17 protein-coding genes are annotated in these 20297 nt (G+C 70.4%); 9 read left to right on the top strand and 8 right to left on the bottom strand.

Annotated elements, in window-relative coordinates; genetic code table 11:
- Window positions 1-50: 50 nt before the first annotated feature.
- On the bottom strand, window positions 51-1592 hold the full coding sequence (locus ACIOJD_RS27730) for an MFS transporter (RefSeq protein WP_401918860.1): 1542 nt from the start codon (window positions 1590-1592) through the stop codon (window positions 51-53).
- A gap of 312 nt (window positions 1593-1904) precedes the next feature.
- Here ACIOJD_RS27730 and ACIOJD_RS27725 point away from each other — a divergent pair, with 312 nt between their 5' ends.
- On the top strand, window positions 1905-2900 hold the full coding sequence (locus ACIOJD_RS27725; protein ID WP_401918469.1) for a helix-turn-helix transcriptional regulator: 996 nt from the start codon (window positions 1905-1907) through the stop codon (window positions 2898-2900).
- A 141-nt stretch (window positions 2901-3041) separates the two neighbouring features.
- Here the strand turns inward: ACIOJD_RS27725 and ACIOJD_RS27720 are convergent, their stop codons facing one another.
- A complete protein-coding gene (locus tag ACIOJD_RS27720; protein WP_401918467.1) occupies window positions 3042-4046 on the bottom strand; it encodes an RNA polymerase sigma factor RpoD/SigA in 1005 nt (334 codons plus the stop codon).
- Window positions 4047-4198: 152 nt separating this feature from the next.
- Here ACIOJD_RS27720 and ACIOJD_RS27715 point away from each other — a divergent pair, with 152 nt between their 5' ends.
- Window positions 4199-4720, top strand: a complete 522-nt coding sequence (locus ACIOJD_RS27715) for a GNAT family N-acetyltransferase (RefSeq protein WP_401918465.1) — start codon at window positions 4199-4201, stop codon at window positions 4718-4720.
- Window positions 4721-4790: 70 nt separating this feature from the next.
- On the opposite strand, the gene ACIOJD_RS27710 is transcribed toward ACIOJD_RS27715, so the two are convergent.
- The gene (locus ACIOJD_RS27710) at window positions 4791-5573 is read right to left on the bottom strand and encodes a dioxygenase (protein ID WP_401918463.1); all 783 of its coding nucleotides are present in this window, start codon (window positions 5571-5573) and stop codon (window positions 4791-4793) included.
- Between the two features lie 127 nt (window positions 5574-5700).
- Between ACIOJD_RS27710 and ACIOJD_RS27705 the strand changes: the two genes are divergently transcribed.
- Entirely contained in the window at window positions 5701-6234 is a 534-nt protein-coding gene (locus ACIOJD_RS27705; RefSeq protein WP_401918859.1) for a MarR family winged helix-turn-helix transcriptional regulator, read from the top strand.
- Window positions 6235-6346: 112 nt separating this feature from the next.
- Here the strand turns inward: ACIOJD_RS27705 and ACIOJD_RS27700 are convergent, their stop codons facing one another.
- Both ACIOJD_RS27700 and ACIOJD_RS27695 read right to left on the bottom strand, forming a co-directional pair.
- A complete protein-coding gene (locus ACIOJD_RS27700) occupies window positions 6347-7882 on the bottom strand; it encodes an MFS transporter (protein WP_401918461.1) in 1536 nt (511 codons plus the stop codon).
- Window positions 7883-8102: 220 nt separating this feature from the next.
- Complete coding sequence (locus ACIOJD_RS27695; protein ID WP_401918857.1) at window positions 8103-8795, bottom strand: TetR/AcrR family transcriptional regulator; 693 nt, start codon at window positions 8793-8795, stop codon at window positions 8103-8105.
- A gap of 259 nt (window positions 8796-9054) precedes the next feature.
- Here ACIOJD_RS27695 and ACIOJD_RS27690 point away from each other — a divergent pair, with 259 nt between their 5' ends.
- The gene (locus ACIOJD_RS27690) at window positions 9055-10458 is read left to right on the top strand and encodes a M6 family metalloprotease domain-containing protein (protein ID WP_401918459.1); all 1404 of its coding nucleotides are present in this window, start codon (window positions 9055-9057) and stop codon (window positions 10456-10458) included.
- A gap of 85 nt (window positions 10459-10543) precedes the next feature.
- Here the strand turns inward: ACIOJD_RS27690 and ACIOJD_RS27685 are convergent, their stop codons facing one another.
- Window positions 10544-12256 carry a class I adenylate-forming enzyme family protein gene (locus tag ACIOJD_RS27685; RefSeq protein WP_401918457.1) on the bottom strand — a complete coding sequence of 571 codons (1713 nt, stop codon included), beginning with the start codon at window positions 12254-12256 and terminating at the stop codon, window positions 10544-10546.
- Between the two features lie 259 nt (window positions 12257-12515).
- Between ACIOJD_RS27685 and ACIOJD_RS27680 the strand changes: the two genes are divergently transcribed.
- From ACIOJD_RS27680 to ACIOJD_RS27670, 3 genes are all read left to right on the top strand, one after another.
- Complete coding sequence (locus ACIOJD_RS27680; protein ID WP_401918455.1) at window positions 12516-14846, top strand: MMPL family transporter; 2331 nt, start codon at window positions 12516-12518, stop codon at window positions 14844-14846.
- Window positions 14847-15014: 168 nt separating this feature from the next.
- Window positions 15015-16247 (top strand): sensor histidine kinase, encoded by a 1233-nt coding sequence (locus ACIOJD_RS27675; protein WP_401918453.1) that lies wholly within the window; start codon window positions 15015-15017, stop codon window positions 16245-16247.
- Window positions 16244-16909: a response regulator gene (locus ACIOJD_RS27670; protein WP_401918451.1), complete on the top strand. Its 666-nt coding sequence runs from the start codon at window positions 16244-16246 to the stop codon at window positions 16907-16909. The genes ACIOJD_RS27675 and ACIOJD_RS27670 overlap by 4 nt, the downstream gene beginning before the upstream one ends.
- A gap of 31 nt (window positions 16910-16940) precedes the next feature.
- On the opposite strand, the gene ACIOJD_RS27665 is transcribed toward ACIOJD_RS27670, so the two are convergent.
- Window positions 16941-17519 carry a DinB family protein gene (locus ACIOJD_RS27665; protein WP_401918449.1) on the bottom strand — a complete coding sequence of 193 codons (579 nt, stop codon included), beginning with the start codon at window positions 17517-17519 and terminating at the stop codon, window positions 16941-16943.
- 119 nt (window positions 17520-17638) lie between these two features.
- Between ACIOJD_RS27665 and ACIOJD_RS27660 the strand changes: the two genes are divergently transcribed.
- Window positions 17639-18703 (top strand): helix-turn-helix transcriptional regulator, encoded by a 1065-nt coding sequence (locus ACIOJD_RS27660; protein ID WP_401918448.1) that lies wholly within the window; start codon window positions 17639-17641, stop codon window positions 18701-18703.
- A gap of 71 nt (window positions 18704-18774) precedes the next feature.
- Window positions 18775-19734 (top strand): alpha/beta hydrolase family protein, encoded by a 960-nt coding sequence (locus ACIOJD_RS27655; RefSeq protein ID WP_401918446.1) that lies wholly within the window; start codon window positions 18775-18777, stop codon window positions 19732-19734.
- A gap of 37 nt (window positions 19735-19771) precedes the next feature.
- Here the strand turns inward: ACIOJD_RS27655 and ACIOJD_RS27650 are convergent, their stop codons facing one another.
- Window positions 19772-20224, bottom strand: a complete 453-nt coding sequence (locus ACIOJD_RS27650; RefSeq protein WP_401918444.1) for an Lrp/AsnC family transcriptional regulator — start codon at window positions 20222-20224, stop codon at window positions 19772-19774.
- Window positions 20225-20297 lie beyond the last annotated feature (73 nt).

Genomic DNA, 20297 nt, shown 5'->3' with positions numbered 1-20297 from the left:
AGCAGACGAAAACGCTTCGGCCCTTCATACGCAGGGGGCGTGAGTTGTGTTCAGTGTGACTTTCCATCAACACGCTTTGTGGCGTTTCGACTTGTCACGGCGGCCGCCACCTCGGCCACCGTCCCGGCCGCCACCTCGGCCGCCGCCTCAGCCGCCCCCTCGGCCACCGTCCCGGCCGCCGGTGCGGGCTCCTCCGTCTGCCGCTTCGGCCGGGCCGGCAGCGCGAACATCACCGCGAAGATCACGATGAGCACCGCGACCACCCACCACAGCGCGTTCCGGAATCCGTCGGCGAAGGCCGCCCCCGCCGCCCGCATCGCTCCCGGCCCGGCCTCGGCCATCCGGTCGTCGACCACCCCGAAGAACACCACCGACACCAGCCCGAGCCCCAGCGCGGTACCCATCTGCTGCGTGGTGCTGATGAGGCCGGACGCCGAGCCCGAGTGCTCGCGCGGGACATCCGACAGCACCGCGTCCGTCAGCGGCGCCACGATCAGGCCCATCCCGAGGCCCATGACCACCAGCGGCAGCGCCATCTGCCACGGCTGGATCTCCAGCCCGTACCGTCCGGCCTCCCAGATGTAGAGCAGCAGCCCGGCGGCCATCGTGAGCGCGCCCGTCTGGAGCACCTTCCGGCCGAAGCGCGGCACCAGCTTCTGTACGGACAGCCCGGCCGCCAGCGACACCGCGACCGAGAACGGCACTCCCGTCAGCCCTGCCCGCAGCGGATCCCAGCCGAGCCCGAGCTGCATGTACAGCGTCCAGACCAGGAAGAAGACGCCCATCGCGACACCGAAGATCAGTTGTACGGCGATGCCCGCCGCGAAGCTCCGCACCGTGAACAGCGACAGCTCGACCAGCGGCGACCCGTCCTTGCGCGTCTTCCTCTTCTCGTACGCCACGAAGCCCGCCAGCACGCCCACGCTGCCGGCCATGCACACGCTGCCCCAGAGCGGCCAGCCCAGCTCACGGCCGCGTGTCAGCGGATAGATCAGCATCAGCAGCGCCGCCGTGACCAGCCCCACGCCCACCAGATCGAGGCGGAGCGCCTTCGGCGCCCTGGACTCGGTGATGAACTTCCGGCCGAGCAGCACACCGGCGAGCCCGACGGGGAGGTTGATCAGGAAGATCGGCCGCCATTCGAGGCCGGCGATGTTCCACTGTGTGAGCAGCGCCCCGAGCAGTGGTCCGGTGACGGCACCGAGACCGATGATCGCGCCGAACATCCCGAAGACCCTGCCGCGTTCGTGCGCCGGGAAGGTGACATGGATGATCGCCAGCACCTGAGGCACCATCATCGCGGCCATCGCGCCCTGGAGCAGCCGGGATCCGACCAGCATCTCCGGGCTCGCGGCGAAACCGCAGAGCGCGGAGGCGATCGTAAAACCGGTGATACCGATCAGGAAGAGCCGCTTGCGGCCGTATATGTCACCGAGCCGGCCGCCTGTGATCAGTCCGGCGGCGAAGGCGAGAGCGTATCCGGCGGTGATCCACTGGATCGCGCCGAAGGAGGCCCCCAGATCCCGCTCGATGCTCGGGATGGCGATGTTGACGATGGTGACGTCGACCAGGTCCATGAAGGCGGCCGTCATGACGACGGCGAGCGCCAGCCAGCGACGACGGTCACCGGAGGCGGCCTCGGAAACGGACGGCTCCGGTACGGACTCTGAAGGGACGGACTCGGAAGGGACGGACTCGGTCTTCGGTACGGACTCGGTCTCCGGTACGGACTCGGAGGGAACGGACTCGGAAGGGGCGGGCGGTGCGGACGGTACGGCGGAGGATTCGGAAGGTACGGCAGCCGAAGCAGCCGTACCGGGTACGGCCGGGGAAGTACTCATGCGGGACAAGCTAGGAGCCATCTAGGACAGAACATGTCCTGGATGGCGCGCACCATGGTCCCCATGACCGATACCCCGGGACGACTCCTCAGTCTGCTCTCGCTCCTCCAGACTCCGCGCGAGTGGCCTGGCCGGGAGCTGGCCGAGCGGCTCGGCGTCAGTCCGCGCACCATCCGCCGCGACATCGACCGGCTGCGCGACCTCGGCTACCCCGTGGAGGCCACCATGGGCGCGGTCGGCGGCTACCGTCTGGTCGCCGGCGCCGCCATGCCTCCGCTGGTCCTGGACGACGAGGAGGCCGTCGCCATCGCGGTCGGACTGCGGGCCGGCGCGGGCCATGTCATCGAGGGCGTCGAGGAGGCCTCCGTACGGGCGCTGACGAAGCTGGAGCAGGTCCTGCCGTCCCGGCTGCGGCACCGGGTCGCCACCCTCCAGGCCGCGACCATTCCGCTCACGCGCGGCGACGGCGCGACGGTCGATCCGCGCACCCTGACGGTGATGGCCGCCGCCGTCACCGGCACCGAGCGGCTGCGCTTCGACTACCGCTCCGGCGACGGTACGGAGACGAAGCGGCAGGTCGAGCCGTACCGCCTGGTCTCCACCGGCTGGCGCTGGTATCTGGTGGCGTACGACCTGGGGCGCGAGGACTGGCGTACGTTCCGCGTGGACCGGGTCGGCGAGCCGTTCGCCACGGGTGCCCGGTTCACCCCGCGCGCCCTGCCGACCGGGGACGCGGCGGAGTTCCTGAGCCGGTCCATGTCCCGGATGAAGCCCCGGGTGGAGGTGGAGGTGAGCTTCGCGGCGCCCGCCGAGTTCGTGGCGGCGCGGCTGCCCGCCTCGCTCGGAGCGCCGGTCCCGACCGGGCCCCGCTCCTGTCGCCTGAGCGCCACGATGAGTGACTCGCTGGAGTGGGTGGCGCTCCGACTGGCGCTGGTGGACTGCGAGTTCACCGTCCACCAGCCGGCCCAGCTGACGCGGTACCTGCACGACCTGGGAGCCAGACTCACCCGCGCGGCCACCGCCACCGCCCCACCGCCGACCGGCGCCGGACAGGGGTGAGCCCCGGCACCTGGGGGGGGTTGGTGCCGGGGCTCGTCTTGGGGGGCCGCCGGATCGGCCGGTTCGTACGAAGAGAGAGTACGAGTAAGGGGGACACTACGGCCAGTGGACGGCGACGTCACGCCGCCGCGTCGACAAACGTCACGCCGCCGCGTCGAACCCGGTATCGCGCGCCATCTTCTTCAGCTCCAGGAGAGCGTGCTTCTCGATCTGCCTGATCCGCTCGCGCGTGAGGCCGTGCTGCTTGCCGACCTCGGTCAGCGTCCGCTCACGGCCGTCGTCGATGCCGTACCGCATCTTGATGATCGAGGCCGTGCGCTGGTCGAGCTTGCCGATCAGATCCTCCAGCTCCTCGCTGCGCAGCAGCGTGAGGACGGACTGCTCGGGCGACACGGCCGAGGTGTCCTCCAGCAGGTCACCGAACTGCGTGTCCCCGTCGTCGTCCACCGACATGTTCAGACTGACCGGGTCGCGGGCCCAGTCGAGCACGTCGTTGATCCGCGCCGGATTCGAACCCAGCTCGGCGGCGACCTCGGTGGGCTCGGGGTCACGGCCGTGCTCACGGTTGAACTCGCGCTGCACACGGCGGATCCTGCCCAGCTCCTCCACCAGGTGGACGGGCAGCCGGATCGTACGGGACTGGTCCGCTATGGAGCGCGTGATGGCCTGCCGGATCCACCACGTCGCGTACGTGGAGAACTTGAAGCCCTTGGCATAGTCGAACTTCTCGACCGCGCGCACCAGGCCGGCGTTGCCCTCCTGTATCAGGTCCAGCAGCGGCAGGCCGCTGCGCGGGTAGCGCCGCGCCACCGCCACCACCAGGCGGAGGTTCGAGCGGATGAAGACGTCCTTCGCGCGCTCGGCCTCGGCGAAGAGCGCTTCGAGCTCCTCGGCCGAAGCCCCGGCACCCTCGCTCTCCACCCCTCCGTCGAGGATCTGCCGGGCGTACACACCGGCCTCGATGGTCTGGGACAGCTCGACTTCCTTGGCGGCGTCGAGCAGCGGTGTACGCGCGATCTCGTCGAGGTACATGCCGACCAGGTCGCGGTCGGCGATCTCCCCGCCTACGGCGCGAACACTGCTTGCCGCTTTCGTCCCGCCGGAGGCGCCGGGGGCGGTACGACGGGCGACGGCACGGGTTGCCATGCGAGCTCCCTTACTGAACTGAGTAGGTCGCGACACCCTCCCGGGTGCCCTGCATCCGTTGGAAACAACGACTGGAATCCGGACAGAATTCCCATGCCGTACATGGATTTTCTGATCATGCAGTACCCTGTGCCGCCAACCGGGGAGGGCGAATGTCGCAGCGACAGACAGAAGTGCAGGTCAGGGCGGGGCTGGAGGCCGATCTCGGCCGACTCACGGACATCTACAACCACTACGTCCATGAGACGGCCATCACGTTCGACACCATCGCCTTCACCCCCGAGGAACGCCTGCCCTGGCTGCGTTCTCATCCTGTAGACGGCCCGTACAGACTTTTGGTTGCTGAGGATGTCCCGTCTGCCCGGATTCTGGGCTACGTAACCAGCAGCCCCTTCCGGCCGAAGCCCGCGTACTCGACGTCGGTCGAGGTGACCGTCTACTGCGCACCGGACGCCGTGGGGCGCGGCGTCGGCACCCTGCTCTACGAGGCGCTCTTCGAGGCCCTGAAGGGCGAGGACCTGCACCGCGCGTACGCGGGCATCGCCCAGCCGAACGAGGCCTCGACCCGGCTGCACACCCGCCTCGGATTCCGTCACATCGGGACGTACGAGGAGGTCGGCCGGAAATTCGGGCGCTACTGGGACGTGGCCTGGTACGAGAGGGAGCTGGACTAGAAGGAGCCCGGCCAGGGGCAGCCGGGCGAGAGCCCTTGGGCCGGGAGGAGCCGGCCGCGAGAGGTGCCGCTCAGCCGAACTGCACCGACCTCTTCGCCAGCCCCAGCCAGAAGCCGTCGATGACACTGCGGCCACTGCCCAGCTCGCCCTCCGCGGCCCCCAGCGTCACGAACAGCGGAGCGAAGTGCTCGGTACGGGGGTGGGCCAGGCGGCCGGCCGGGGACTTCTCCTCGAAGTCGAGCAGCGCGTCGATGTCCTGCGCCAGCAGCGCCCGCGCGCCCCAGTCGTCGAACTCGGCCGACCAGCCGGGCACGCCCCCGCCCGGGTGCCGCAGCGCGGCCAGGTTGTGGGTGAAGAAACCACTGCCGACGATCAGTACGCCCTCGTCCCGCAGCGGCGCCAGCCTGCGGCCGATCTCCAGCAGCTTGCGCGGTTCGAGCGTGGGCAGGGAGATCTGGAGTACCGGAACGTCGGCCCGCGGGAACATCTCCACCAGCGGCACATACGCCCCGTGGTCGAGCCCGCGGTCCGGGACGTCCTGCACGGGCATGCCGGGGGCCCGCAGCAACTTGACTACGGACGCGGCGAGTTCCGGCGCGCCCGGGGCGGCGTACCGTACGTCGTAGTAGTGCTCGGGAAAGCCCCAGAAGTCGTACACAAGCGGTACGGTGCGGGTCGCCCCGAGCGCGAGCGGAGCCTCTTCCCAATGCGCGGAGACCACCAGGATCGCCGTGGGGCGCGGCAGCGTCGCCGACCAGGCGGCCAGCTCGCCGGGCCAGACCGGATCGTCGGCCAGCGGCGGGGCACCGTGGGAGAGGTAGAGGGCGGGCATGCGCTCCGCGACGGCATTCATGGCGACTCCCGGTCTGTGCGTACTCGGACGCCCGCTCGGCGTCCACCCCGAGCCTGAACTTGAACTATCAAGCATTCAGTTCTTACAAGAGTAACCACACCTAGTTTAACTTTCAAGAATGGGTACAGTGGAATATATGAATACGGCATCCACCGGCAGCGCCGCCGGTACGGGCGAGGAGCCGCGCTGGCTCAGCAGCGGTGAGCAGGACGTCTGGCAGGCCTACCTTCAGGCCACCACCCTCCTGGAAGACCATCTCGACCGGCAGTTGCAGCGCGATGCCGGGATGCCGCACATCTACTACGCCCTCCTCGTCCACCTCGCGCAGGCCCCCCGGCGGCGTTTGCGGATGACTCAGCTGGCCAAGGACGCCAAGATCACGCGATCGAGGCTCTCCCACGCGATCGCCCGGCTCGAAGAGCACGGCTGGGTACAGCGCGAGGACTGCCCCTCCGACAGGCGCGGGCAGAACGCGTTCCTGACGGACCTCGGCAACGATGTGCTGAAGCGGTCAGCGCCGGGGCATGTCGCCGCCGTACGCCAGGCGATCTTCGACCGGCTCAGCCCGGAGCAGGTGGACCAGCTCGGGGAGATCATGCGGGTGATGGCCGAGGGGCTCCAGCCGGAGGGTACGGGCGCGGACCTGCCCTGGCGGCGCTGAGGAACTGTCCGGGCGGCGCTGAGGAACTGCCCGGTCCGGCATCCGGCGGCCGGGCGCGCGGCAGGGGCTCCAACCTCCCACGGGTCGAAGCCCCTGCCACAGGTGCGGCCCCTCAGTGCATCGCGACCGGCACCTTCACCTCGTTCCCGGCGCCCTCCGTACCGGCACCCGGCGAGGCACCGGGGCGGCCCGTGTTGATGAAGGTCACCGCGATCGTGGCGGCGACGGCCAGGATGCCGACCGCCCACCAGATGGCGCTGGAGAAGCCCGCCACCATCGCCCGCAGCTCCAGCAGCCGGCTGTCGCCGGTGGTCGCCGCGTGCGCCGTGACGTACGCCGTCGTGGCCGAGGCCGCGATGGTGTTCAGCAGCGCCGTACCGATCGCGCCGCCCACCTGCTGCGAGGTGTTCACCATCGCCGAGGCGACGCCCGCGTCCCTCGGCTCGATGCCGTGTGTGGCGAGCGACATGGCCGGCATGAACGCCGTACCCATACCGAGGCCCAGCAGCAGCTGACCCGGCAGGATCAGGCCCGTGTACGAGGAATCGATCTCCAGCTGCGTCAGCAGCAGCATGCCGAGCGCGGCGACCAGGAAGCCGGGGCCCATCAGCAGCCTCGGCGGCACCCGCGTCATCAGCCGGGCGCCGATCTGGGTCGAGCCCGTGATCATGCCCGCGATCATCGGGAGGAAGGCGAAGCCGGTCCTGACCGGTGAGTAGCCCTTCACGACCTGGAGGTAGTACGTCAGGAAGAGGAAGAGGCCGAACATCGCGATGATGGCGAGCCCCAGGGAGAGGTAGACACCACCGCGGTTGCGGTCGGCCACCACACGCAGCGGCAGCAGCGGGTGCGCGACCCGCGACTCGACGACGACGAACGAGAACAGCAGGACGGCGGCGCCGACGAAGAGCGAGATCGTCATCGTGTCGGACCAGCCGTCGGTCTCGGCGCGGGTGAAGCCGTACACCAGCGACACCAGCCCCAGCGTGGACAGCACGACACCGGGGATGTCCAGCGGGGACCTGTTGCGGCCGTCCGCCGGCTCGCCGATCACGAAGTACGCGCCCAGCGCGGCGACGATCGCGAAGGGGATGTTGACGAAGAACGTCCAGCGCCAGTCCAGGTACTCGGTGAGGAACCCGCCGAGGATCAGGCCCACGGCGCCACCGCCACCGGCGATCGCCCCGTAGATGCCGAAGGCCTTGGCCCGCTCCTTGGCGTCGGTGAACATCACCGCGAGCAGCGACAGCGCGGCCGGCGCGAGCAGCGCGCCGAAGGCGCCCTGGAGCGCCCGGGAGCCGAGCAGCATCGCCTCACCGGTGGCGGCGCCCCCGACGGCGGAGGCCGCGGCGAAGCCGAGCAGACCGACGACGAAGGTGCGCTTGCGCCCCCAGAGGTCCGCGATACGTCCGCCGAACAGCAGCAGTCCGCCGAAGGCGAGGGCGTAGGCGGTGATGACCCACTGCTTGTTGCCGTCCGATATGCCCAGGTCCCGCTGGGCGGAGGGCAACGCGATGTTCACGATGGTCGCGTCGAGGACGACCATCAGCTGCGCCAGGGCGATGAACACCAGCGCTTTCCAGCGGTTGGGGTCGGCGAGCGCGGCGCCCGCCGGGTCGGGGAGCCGCTTGTCGGCTGTTTTTGACATGGAGGAATCCACCTAGGGGTGCGGAAAGGCCAGAACGGATGTGTTGACGCCCAGAGGGACACGCCACACTGCGCGTCCTGCGAGGTCATGGAGTCGCCGGGGTCACCTGATGACCGAGCGGCGAAATGAAAGGAAGTGAAGTAAGTGAAGGAAGCGAGGGAGACGAGGGCGGGGCCGACGGGTTACCGGGGCCGCCCGGTGGTTCATGGTTCAGGGCGCGTCACGGAGCGGCGCGGCGCAGATCCTCCAGGGTCGCGGCCGAGCCGGTCAGGGCGGACCGGGCCGGAGCCTCCAGGCCGTCCAGGAACAGCTGGAGGTGCCGGTGGACGAATCGGTCCATGTTCACACAGCCGGTGCCGGGCAGCGGGCGGGTGAGCTGGGACAGCGCGACCATCAGATCGCCGACGGCGACATCCGTACGCAACCGTCCCGCCTGCCGCGCCCGCTCCATCAGCCCCTCGACGGCCTCTTCGAGACGGCCGCGCTCGGCGTCCAGGTCGGGGCGGTCCTTGTCGAACGTGCCGGAAAGCAGCGGACACAGGGCCCCGATCCGCTGGTCCGCGGCCGTGTGGACGAAGCGGCGCAGCGCGTCGAACGCGTCGGTCTCCTCGCCCCTTTCGGCTTTTCCGGCTTCCTCGGCGGCGATCCCCTCCGCCTCGTCGGCCGCGCGGACCATGACGGAGAGCACGACAGCGTGGGCGAGGGCGTGCCGGTCGGGGAAGTGCCGGTAGAGCGTGGCGTTGCCGATGCCGGCCCGGCGTGCGATCTCGTCGAGCGGGGCCTCGACCCCGTACTCCACGAACATCTCGCGGGCCGCCGTCACGATCCGCTCCCGGTTGCGCAGGGCATCCGCGCGCGGGCGAGGCACACGGCGCGCCACGGACGCCACCGATACGGCGGCGGTGGCGGCAATGGCGGCGGTGGCAGCGGCGGTCACATCAGGCCCTTCCTCAAGCGGGGATCAGCTCCCCGTTTCCAGTGACACACGTGCAAACGGGGAAGTCGTCCCCGGTTATTTCGCGCACTCGTGTGACCTGGGACACGTACGCACTACCGGAGCAAGAACCCACGATCGGCGCACCCAGCGAGCGCCGACACGCCGACGGACGGAGGGTGATCGAACGGAGAGCAGTCTGGACGGCCGACTGCCGGTGGACCCGAAGGGCGACCACATGCAGCAGAGGCGTCGGATAGGCATAACCGGCGGTGGTGCCGGTGGTGCGGGAGGCGACGGAACCGCCGGCGACAAGGGAAACGCCCAGGTCGGCGAAGGCAGCGGCGGGACGAAGAGCGGCAGGGTCCGCGGCGACGCCGGCTACCACACCGGCTCCCTGCGGCTCGGCGCGCTCGCCGGTCTCGCCGCCCTCACCCTCGCCGCCCTGACCACCGCGAGTTCCACCCTCTCCGCTCCCACCCACGCCTCCGCCGGGTCGGTGGCCACCACCGGGGAGTCCTCCCTCGTCCCGTGCCGCATCGCGAGCACCTCGGTCGTACAGATGTCGGAGGGACTGCCCACCCCGTCCGGCTACTCCCGCTCCACCGGCAGGGTCCGCGCCCTCAACCTCATGATCGACTTCCCTGACGCGGTGGGCCCCGGCCAGGCGCTCGACCGGCTCGCGGAGTTCTTCCCGAAGACGTCGGAGTGGTTCAGGACCAGTTCGTACGGGCGGCTCGACTACCACCCCGAGGCCCCGCTGACGAACTGGCTGCGGATGCCGCTGCCGTTCAAGGAGTACGGGATAGACCGCGGGGCTCCGTACGAACCGGGCTACCGGCAGCTGGTCGAGGACATCGTGACCGCCGCCGACCCGAAGGTGGACTTCAGCGCGTACGACCTGGTCAACATCCTGGTCACGCCGAACGCCGGACCCTCGGCGCTGGACACCGTCCTGTCCGTCACCTTCTCCGGCAACACGGACGCCCCGCAGGCCGACGGCGTCCCGCTCGCCAACACGTCCTTCGTCTACAGCCGCCAGGACGACGGCTCGGGATCGTACGCCGACACCGGTTACCGCGTGCTGCCGCACGAGAACGGCCATGTCTTCGGCCTCCCCGACCTCTACACGCCGGACGGCGGCGGCACGGTCGGGCACTGGGACATCATGTCCGAGGACTGGGGCGCCAACAACGATCTGCTGGGCTGGCACAAGTGGAAGCTCGGCTGGCTGGACGACGAGCAGATCAGCTGTGCGTCGGCGCCGGGGATCAGCGAGCACCTGCTGGGTCCGCTGGCGATATCGGGCGGGCCGAAGCTGGCCTTCGTACCGGTCTCCAAGGAGTCCGGTTACGCGGTGGAGGTCCGGACGCGGGCGGGCAACGACGAGGCGGTGTGCGAGCCGGGCGTCCTGATCTACCGGGTGGACTCCGGCGTCGACACCGGGCGCGGCCCGGTCACGGTCGCGGACAGCAGGAAGAACAGCGGTGGCTGCTCCCGGCGTCCCAATGTGCACGCGGAACTGTCGGACGCGCCGTACCTGCCGGGGCAGTCCTTCGTGGACGAGGACAACGGCATCCGGATCTCGGTGGTGTCGCGGGAGCCGGACGGGAATTTCAAGGTGCGGGTGACACGCTCCTGAGGGGCTTGTGCGGGAGTCTCGCACGGGAGGTCTCGCACGGGAGGTCTCGCACGGGAGGTCTCGTACGGGAGGCGGCGCTCGCGCCTCAGCCGTCGCCGTCGCTGTCCGTGTGGATGAACTCCCGTACCAGTTCACGCAGTTCACGCTTGAGGATCTTGCCGACCGGGTTACGGGGCAGAGGCTCCTCCCGTACGAGCACATGGGCCGGCACCTTGAACGCGGCCAGCCGGCCGGCGACATACGCGCGCAGTTCCCCGGTGTCCGTCCGGGCTCCCGGCCGCAGCCGCACCACCGCCGCGACCTCCTCGCCCAGCACCGGGTGCGGGACGCCGAGCACGGCGGCGTCGGTGACGTCCGGATGGTCGTGGAGCACGGCTTCGACCTCCACGCAGTACACGTTCTCACCGCCGCGGACGATCATGTCCTTGATCCGGTCCACGATGCTGACACGCCCGTCGTGGACGGTCGCGAGGTCGCCGGTCCTGAACCAGCCGTCGGGTGAGAAGGCCTCGGCGGTGGCCGCTTCGTCGCGCCAGTAGCCGCGTACGAGTGACTGGCCGCGCAGCCACAGTTCGCCGACCTCGCCCGTCCCGCCCGCGACGCCCGTCCCGCTCACGACGATCCGCACTTCGGTGACGGGCGTCGGCCGTCCCACGCTGCCGGGGAACCGCCGGTACTGCGCACCGAAGTTGGCGAGCACACCGCCGGATGTCTCCGTCAGGCCGTAGCCGTTGCGGGGCTCCACACGTTCGCCGTAGCGGGCGGTGAGCCGGCCGACGAGGTCGGGCGGGGCGGCGGCTCCGCCGGTGTTGAGCTTGGTGAGGGTACGCAGCGGGTCGGCGCCGGGCGTCGAAGCCTCCTCCCGCGCAGCCGCGTCGAGGAATTGGAGCGCGGTGGCGGGGACGCCCGCGTAGTGCGTCACCCGGTGGAGCCGGACCAGTTCCAGGGCCTGCCGCGCGTCCCACTTGTGCATCAGGACGAGGGTGCCGCCGACGGCCATCGTCGCGTAGAGGCTGGTGAAGGCCGCCACATGGAAGAAGGGGAAGGTCATCAGCGTGACGGGCGTGGGCCCCTGGCCGGGAATCTGCCCGAGCCCGAGGGCGGAGGCGGCGGCCTGGAACCGGGGGTTCATGGCCGCCCCGGCCTGGGCGAGGTGCGTGGCGACGGCGCCCTTGGGCCGCCCCGTCGTCCCGGACGTGTAGAAGATGGTGGCGTCGTCCTCGGCCCGTACCTCGACATCGGGCGGCGCGACGGCCGGGCCGGGCGCGGGCAGGTCCTCGTACCGCTCGGTCCGGTCACCGACCTCGCCGTCGTGATGGAAGACGACGGTCCGCACCCGCTCGCGCCCGGCCCAGCGCGCGACGCGCGGCAGCCGCTCACCGTCCACGAGCAGCACCCGCGGGGCGCAGCCGTCGAGTGCGTACGTGAACTCCTCCTCGGTCCACCAGGCGTTGAGCGGTACGGCGATCAGCCCGGCCAACTGGGCCGCCCAGAAGGCGATCTGCCACTCGGGGTGGTTGCGCATGGCGATGACGGCGCGGTCGCCGGGGCGCAGTCCGTACGTATCGACGAAGCGGTTGGCCAGGGCGGACGCGGCGGCGAAGAACTCCCCGTAGGTCACGGTCCGTTCCCCGGCGATCAGGAACGGCCGGTCGCCGTACGCCCAGGTGACCTCGACGAACTCGCGCAGGGTGCGCGGGCCGTCGGCGTACATGAGCGAACCGTTCTCGGCCCGTACGACGGCGAAGGGCGCCCCTGGCCCGGTCAGGGCCGCCTCGGCGGGGTCGGTCTGCGGCACGGGCACCTCTCCAAGCGCTTGCTCAGTACGCTGCGACGCTACTCCGCCGACGCGCTCCGGTCGACCTCGCCCGTACGCGTACGGACCGGGGCCGATGCTCCCGCACGGCGGGGGCGAGTCATACCCACGGAGGACATGGGCACGGGTGCCTACTGCGCTTTCGGCAGCGCAAAGAGTCAGCAGGCGCACGACGCCAGGCAGGGGGCGGACAAGCCAGCCTTGAGTCCTACCCAAGATCAGATCTGGAGACTCCTGACTCGTGGCTACCATCCTCCATCGCCTGGGCCGGCTGGCGTTCCGGCGCCGCCGGCCCGTCGTACTGCTGTGGGCGGCCGTTCTCGCCGCCGTCGGTGCCGGCGCCCTCATGGCGCCCGCCGCCACCGAAGAGGGATCCTTCATGCCCGGGATCGAGGCGCAGAAGGCCTTCGATCTGATGGAGGAGCGCTTCCCGGGATCGGAATCCGACGCGGCGAGCGCCCGGATCGTCTTCGTCGCTCCCGACGGCCGCAAGGTCACCGGAGCCGGTGAACGGGCGGCCATCGAAGCGTTCGTGGCCGAGGCCGGCGCCGGGCCGCAGGTCGCCGGTGCCGTGAACCCCTTCCGGGCCAGGGCGGTGAGCGAGGACGCCTCGACCGCGTACGCGACCGTCACGTACAAGGTGAAGGCCGCCGATCTCACCGACGCCGGCAAGAAGGCGCTCCAGAGCGCCGTCGACGTCGCGCGGAAGGCGGGGCTCACGGTCGACGCCGGCGGAAGCGCCCTGACAGCCCAGCCGGCCGCGGGCGGCGTGGCCGAGGTCGTGGGTGTCCTCCTGGCTGCGGTCGTGCTGCTGATCACGTTCGGCTCGCCGGCGGCGGCCGGGCTGCCGCTGCTCACCGCGGTCGTCGGGGTCGGCATCAGCGTGGCCTCGATCCTGGCCCTGGGCAGCACCTTCGGTCTGTCCATGACCACCGGCACGCTGGCCTCCATGCTCGGCCTGGCGGTCGGTATCGACTACGCGCTGTTCGTGGTCTCCCGCTATCGCGAGGAGCGCGCCAAGGGACACACGCCCCAGGAGGCGGCGGCTCTCGCCGCGGGCACCGCCGGTTCCGCGGTCGTCTTCGCCGGCCTGACCGTCGTCATAGCCCTGGCCGGCCTCTCGGTGGTCGGTGTTCCCATGCTGACCAAGATGGGCCTCGCGGCGGCGGGTGCGGTCGTGGTCGCCGTCCTCATCGCGCTGACCCTGGTCCCGGCGCTGCTGGGGTTCTGGCCGGACGCCGTCCTCTCGCGTGCGGCGCGCGGGAGCGGCAGGCGTACGGACAAGGGCGGGCACGGCGGTGGCGTGCCGCAGAACACGAACGGCGCGCCCGAGCACAACGGCGGCACTCGCTGGGCACGGTTCGTGCTGCGCCGGCCCGTTCCGGTGCTGCTGGCCGGTGTCGCGGGGCTGGGAGTCCTCGCGCTGCCGGTGACGGATCTGCGGATGGGGATGCCGGGCGACGAGGCCAAGCCCACGTCGACCAGCGAACGCCGTGCCTACGACGCCCTCGCCGACGGCTTCGGCGCCGGTTTCAACGGGCCGCTGACCGTCGTGGTGGACGCCAAGGGCACCGCCGACCCGAAGGCCGCGGTCGCGAGCATCGCCAAGGAGGTCGGCGCCACCGAAGGGGTCGTCTCCGTCTCCCCCGCCCAGTTCAATCCGGCGGGCGATACCGCGGTCTTCTCCGCCGTGCCCGCCACCGGACCGAACGAGGAAGCCACCAAGGATCTCGTCCAGACCATCCGGGGCGAACGCTCCGCCACCGAGTCGGCCACCGGTGCGACGTTCGAGGTGACGGGCAGTACGGCCATGAACATCGACATCGCCGAGGCGTTGCAGGACGCGCTGGTGCCCTACCTCACGGTCATCGTGGGCCTGGCCTTCGTACTCCTGCTGCTGGTCTTCCGGTCCGTACTCGTCCCCGTCAAGGCGGCTCTCGGGTTTCTGCTGTCGGTCCTGGCCGCCCTCGGCTCGGTCGTGGCCGTCTTCCAGTGGGGCTGGGGCGCCGGCCTGCTCGGCGTGGAGCAGACCGGACCGATCATGAGCCTGATGCCGATATTCCTGGTGGGCATAGTCTTCGGACTCGCGATGGACTACGAGGTCTTCCTCGTGGCCCGGATGCGGGAGGCGTACGTCCACGGCGACCGGCCCGCCCAGGCGGTCGTCACCGGTTTCCGCCACAGCGCCCGCGTCGTCTTCGCTGCCGCTCTCATCATGATCGCTGTCTTCTCCGGGTTCGTCGCCTCTCCCGATTCGATGATCAAGACGATCGGATTCGGGCTCGCGATCGCCGTGCTGTTCGACGCGTTCGTCGTGCGGATGGCGCTCGTACCCGCCGTGCTCGCCCTGCTCGGCGAACGGGCATGGTGGTTGCCGCGCCGGCTCGACAGGGCGCTGCCGAACGTCGATGTGGAGGGCGAGGCACTTCAGTCGCGGCCCACCACCGATATGCGGCACGCTGACGCGGACACCTGCTCGGGTTCGGGTTCGGGTTCCGGCTCCGGCTCGGGCTCTGGTTCGGGTTCCGGCTCCGGCTCCGGCTCCGGCGTCAGGGAGCCGGCCCGTTCCTGACCGGGGCCGGGGCCCGCAGGGCCGGGCCCCGGGGGCCGTCCGCGACGACAGCGGGCGGCCCCGCGCACGATGTCCGAGGGGTGCGCACCATGTCCCGTGTCTGCCGATGAGCCGGCAGTCGGGCGGAGCCGACAACAGACAGAAGGAAAGAAGGAAGGAGGAGACTCGATGGACACCCTCTGGCAGCCTCGCCCGCAGTGGCATCCCCGCAGTGCGGACGCCGCGTTGGCCTTGTCGCTGTTCGCGTTCTCCGTGGGCGGCAGTGTGGTCAGCAGCCAGGTGTTCGGAGAGTCGATCGCGGTGTGGCCTGCGGTGCTGCTGTCGGCGATCTCCTGCGCCGCGCTTTTCTGGCGACGCACCCATCCCCGTACCGTCGTGGCACTGGCCGTCCTGTGCGCCGTGGGTGAGAGCTGGCTGGGGTTCTTCCTCACCCCTCTGTTGCAGGCCTCGCTCATGGCCGCGCTCTACTCGTTGGGCCTGCGCACCGACCGCAGGAACACCCGTACCTGCGCCTTCCTGACCCTCGCGGCGCTGATCGCCACGGCCCTCATCGCCGGCCCGTTCAGCCACAATCTCCTGCTCACGACCGTCAACCCGGTCGCCTGGGTGTTCCTGCCCGCGGTCCTGGGCAGCGCCGTCCAGCTGCGCCGCGATTATCTGTCGGCGGTACACGCCCGCGCCGAGCACGCCGAACGCACCCGGGAGGAGGAAGCCCGCCACCGGGTGGCTCAGGAGCGTATGCGCATCGCGCGTGAACTGCACGACGTCGTGGCCCACCACCTGGCCCTGGCCAACGCGCAGGCCGGCACGGCGGCACACCTCTCACGGACCCATCCGGACCAGGCACGCGACATGCTCGACAACCTGGCGGAGACGACTGCCTCGGCGCTGCGCGAACTCAAGGCGACCGTCGGGCTCCTGCGCCAGGACAACGACTCCGACTCGCCGCTGGACCCGTCCCCCGGACTCGCCCTGCTCAAGGACCTGACCGCTGCTTTCGGTTCGGCGGGCCTGGACGTGTCCGTCACGTACGAAGGCGAACCACGGTCCCTGTCAGCGGGGTTGGACCTCACCGCTTTCCGGATCGTGCAGGAGGCACTCACCAATGTGGCCAAGCATGCCTCCACGAAAGCGGCGTACGTACGGCTCGCCTACTCGGCCGATCTGCTGACGGTCACGATCACCAATGAGGACGCGGCCTCTTCGGACATGTCCCCTTCGGGCATGTCCCCTTCGGCCGTGTCCGCTCCCGGGCAGGGCTTCGGCCTCATAGGCATGCGGGAACGCGCCCACTCCGTCGGCGGCGCCCTCCACGCCGGCCCCCGCCCGGAAGGCGGCTTCGAAGTCACCTGCACACTGCCGCTGCCCCGGCGGCAGCGAGAAGAAAGCCACGCCACATGACCATCCGCGTCCTGCTCGCCGACGACCAGGCCCTCCTCAGAGCGACCTTCCGGATCCTCATCGAATCCGTCTCCGACACGACCGTCGTCGCCGAGGCCGCCGACGGGAGCGAAGCCGTCGACCTCGCACGCGCCCACCACCCGGACATCGTCCTGATGGACATCCGGATGCCCGGCACCGACGGACTGGCCGCGACGGCCACCATCTGCGCCGATCCCGGCCTGTCCGGCACGCGGGTGCTCATCCTCACCACCTTCGAGAACGACGAGTACGTCGCCCAGGCCCTGCGCGCCGGGGCGAGCGGCTTCCTGGGCAAGGACGTCAGCACGGAGGTGCTGCTCGGCGGCATCCGCACCGTGGCCGCGGGAGACGCACTTCTCTCGCCCGTGGCGACCCGCGCGCTCATCACGCGCTTCCTGGCCGCGCCCGAACCGGAGACGCGGCTGGTACCCGCCGAGCGTCTGAGCGCTCTCACCGTCCGCGAGCGGGAAGTGATGGCGCTGGCCGCGCTCGGACGGTCCAACACCGAGATCGCCGATGAACTCGTCGTCAGCCCGCTGACCGTACGCAGCCACATCCAGCGCGCCATGACGAAGCTCAGCGCACGTGACCGCGCGCAGCTCGTCGTCATCGCGTATCAGAGCGGCCTTGTAGAGCCTTGACCTCCAGATCCTGTCCCTCTCTGCGTCACCGTCAGGTCGCCGTCCGGCCGTCGAGCGTCTCGCGCAGGATGTCCGCGTGCCCGGCGTGCTGCGCGGTCTCGGCGATGAGGTGTGTCAGCACCCGGCGCACGCTGTACACCGCTCCCGGCTCGTACCAGGGCGCCTTCGGCAGTGGGTGGGACGCCGACAGGTCGGGTACGGAGGCGACGATCTCCTCGGTCCGGGCGGCGACCCGCTCGTAGCGCGCGACGATCCCGGCCGTCGTCTCGCCGGGCAGCATCCGGAAGTTGTTCCGGTGGTCGATCGCCCACTGCGGGAACTCGCGTGCGGTACCGGCCCAGAACTCGTCCCAGGTCACACCGTCCGGCAGGTCGAAGTTCATCGCCGACGGGCCGTCGACGGCGAAACGCATCCATCCCTCCTCGATGGCCGCGACGTGTTTGATCAGCCCGCCCAGGCACAGCGCGCTGACCGTCGGATGCTCACCGACCTGCTCGTCGCTGAGTCCGCGCACCGTGTCGATCAGGACGGATCGTACGGTCGCGAGTTCGGCGAGCAGGTCGGCCCGCTCGGCGTCGAGGGGCGAGGGTGTCGTGGTCGAGGTGGTCACGGTGATCGGTCCTTCCGGTCGTTCCTGTCTGTTGTCCGGCTCGCTGGCGTCCGGCACAAGACGACCCTCTCAGGAGAAGCGGTCAGAAGGTGGCCGCTTCTCCGGTGCACCATGGAGTCATGCCGAAGACCTCAGCGCGGCTGCTGTCGCTGCTCTCGCTGCTCCAGACACGCCGGGACTGGCCCGGGGCGCTCCTCGCCGAACGGCTGGAGATCAGCCCGCGTACCGTGCGCCGTGATGTCGACCGCCTGCGCGAACTCGGCTATCCCGTAGTGGCCTTCAAGGGGCCCGACGGCGGATACCGGCTCGACGCGGGCGCGGAGCTGCCCCCGCTGCTGTTCGACGACGAGCAGGCCGTCGCCCTCGCCGTCGCACTCCAGATCGCCACCGCAACCGGCGCGGGCGCCGGCATCGAGGAGGCGGCGGCACGCGCGCTGAACACTGTCCGGCAGGTCATGCCCGCACGGCTGCGCCACCGTATCGACACTCTCCGGATCACCGCCGTCGAGCGGCCCGCGAACCGGCCGGATCCGCAGGCCGACAGCAGCGTGCTCATGGCGCTCAGCGCCGCCGTCCACGCCCGCGAGGTGCTGCGCTTCGACCACACCCGCGCCTTCCCGTCGAAGGCGGCCGACGGCGACCGCGCCGAATCCCCTCCCCCTCCGCGCCGGGTACAGCCGCACCACCTGGTCACCTGGGGCGGGCGCTGGTACCTCGTCGCCTGGGACCTCGACCGTGACGACTGGCGCATCTTCCGTGCGGACCGGATCACCCCCCATACCCCTACGGGTCCCCGCTTCACCCCGCGCGAACTGCCCGGAGGCGACGTGGCCGCCTTCGTGACCGCCAGGTTCCGGGGCTCCGACGGCTCCGGCGACTGGCCCTGCCGCGGCGAGGTGATCCTCGATCTGCCCGCCGCCGTCGTGTCCCCCTACTCCCGCGACGGGGTCGTCGAGGAACTCGGCCCGAACCGCTGCCGGCTCAGCCTGGGTTCATGGTCGTGGCCCGGCCTGGCCGCGACCCTCGGCATGTTCGACGCCGACATCGAGATCGTCGGCCCGGCGGAACTCAAGGACGCCTTCGCGCACCTGGCCCGCCGTTACGCCAACGCCGCGGCCCCCGCGCGCGAGGCACCCGAGACGCCCGCCAAGGGCAGCACACCCTCCTCCGGTGGCTGCCGTTGACAAAGCGGAACAGCGCTCCGTATCTTAATCGGAACAAGGTTCCGCTTTAGATTCAAACGGAAGTGCGCATCATGAGTGAAGCGGCTCACGAGGCCGGCACCTTCGGCTCACCCGCTCCGGTCCTCTCCGTCAGCCCGGTGGTGCTGCCCGCTCCCGGCCGGGCCGTGGACCTGGAGGTACGGGTCTCGGTGCCCATGACCGGGAGCGACCTGCCGGTCATCCTGCTCTCGCACGGTCAGGGCCACTCGAACAACCTCTCCTCGCTGAACGGTTACGCCCCCCTCGCCAACTTCTGGGCGGCGCACGGCTTTGCCGTGATCCAGCCCACCCACCTGAGCTCGACGACACTGAGCCTGGACCCCGGCACCCCCGGGGCGCCCCTGTACTGGCGATCGCGGGCCGAGGACATGACGCGCGTCCTCGACCAGCTCGACGTGATCGAGGCCGCGGTCCCGCGGCTCCGCGGGCGCCTGGACCACAGCAAGGTCGCCGTGGCGGGGCACTCGATGGGCGGGCACACCGCGAGCCTGCTGCTGGGCGCCCGGCTCACCGATCCGGACGACGGAACGGTGGTGAGCCTGGCCGAGCCCCGGATCAAAGCGGGTGTGCTGCTCGCCGCGCCCGGCAGAGGCGGCGACGCCGTCACCGAATCCGTGACCGCGAACTGGCCCTTCCTCTCGACCCCGGACTTCTCCGGGATGACCACGCCCACGCTCGTGGTCGCCGGCGACAAGGACGACTCCGCCCACCTGACGGTTTCGGGCCCTGACTGGCACGCCGATCCGTACACCCTCTCCCCCGGCCCCAAGTCGCTGCTCACCCTGTTCGGCGCGGGGCACGGGCTCGGCGGCATCTCCGGATACGACGTCGCCGAGACCACGGACGAGAACCCCGAGCGGGTGTCCGTGGTCCAGCGGCTCACCTGGGCCTACCTCCGCACCGAACTCCACCCCGGGGATCCCGCCTGGCAGACGGCGCGGGACGCGCTGACGGCCGACCCCCACGCGCTGGGACGCGTCGAGTCCAAGTAAGTGACCGCGCGCCCCAGAACGCGAGACGGCACAACGGCTAGGCAGGCAGCGGACGGTCGTTGACCACATGCTTCATGACGAGGGTGGAGGTCAGGCGCTGGACGCCCGGGAGCGTGGCCAACCGCTGGTCGTAGAGCTGCTGGAAGGCCGCCAGGTCGGCGGCCACCACACGCAGCAGATAGTCGGGCTCACCGAACAGGCGCTGGGCCTGCATCACATGCGGGACAGCTGCCACGGCCTCCTCGAAGGCGGCGACGGTGTCGCGGTCCTCCCAGCGCAGGGTGGCGAAGACCAGGGCCTCGAAGTCCAGGCCGACAGCGGCCGGGTCCACGACGGCGCGGTAGCCGCGGATCGCACCCGCGCGTTCGAGGTCGCGCACACGCCGGTGGCAGGGCGACACGCTCAGCTTCACACGTGCGGCCAGCTCGGTCACCGTCAGACGGCCGTCCTGCTGTAGCTCGGCAAGAATCTTCCGGTCCAGGTCATCCATGGAGAAGATTGTCCCTCATAGATCCAGGATCTGAAGAAAAAATGGAAACACCTTCGTCTGTAAAGCGCCTAGC

The organism is Streptomyces sp. NPDC088116, assembly GCF_044741745.1.
GTDB lineage: Bacteria > Actinomycetota > Actinomycetes > Streptomycetales > Streptomycetaceae > Streptomyces.
The sequence above is the reverse complement of the archived record's forward strand: the minus strand, read 5'-3'. Positions and strand labels throughout refer to the sequence as shown.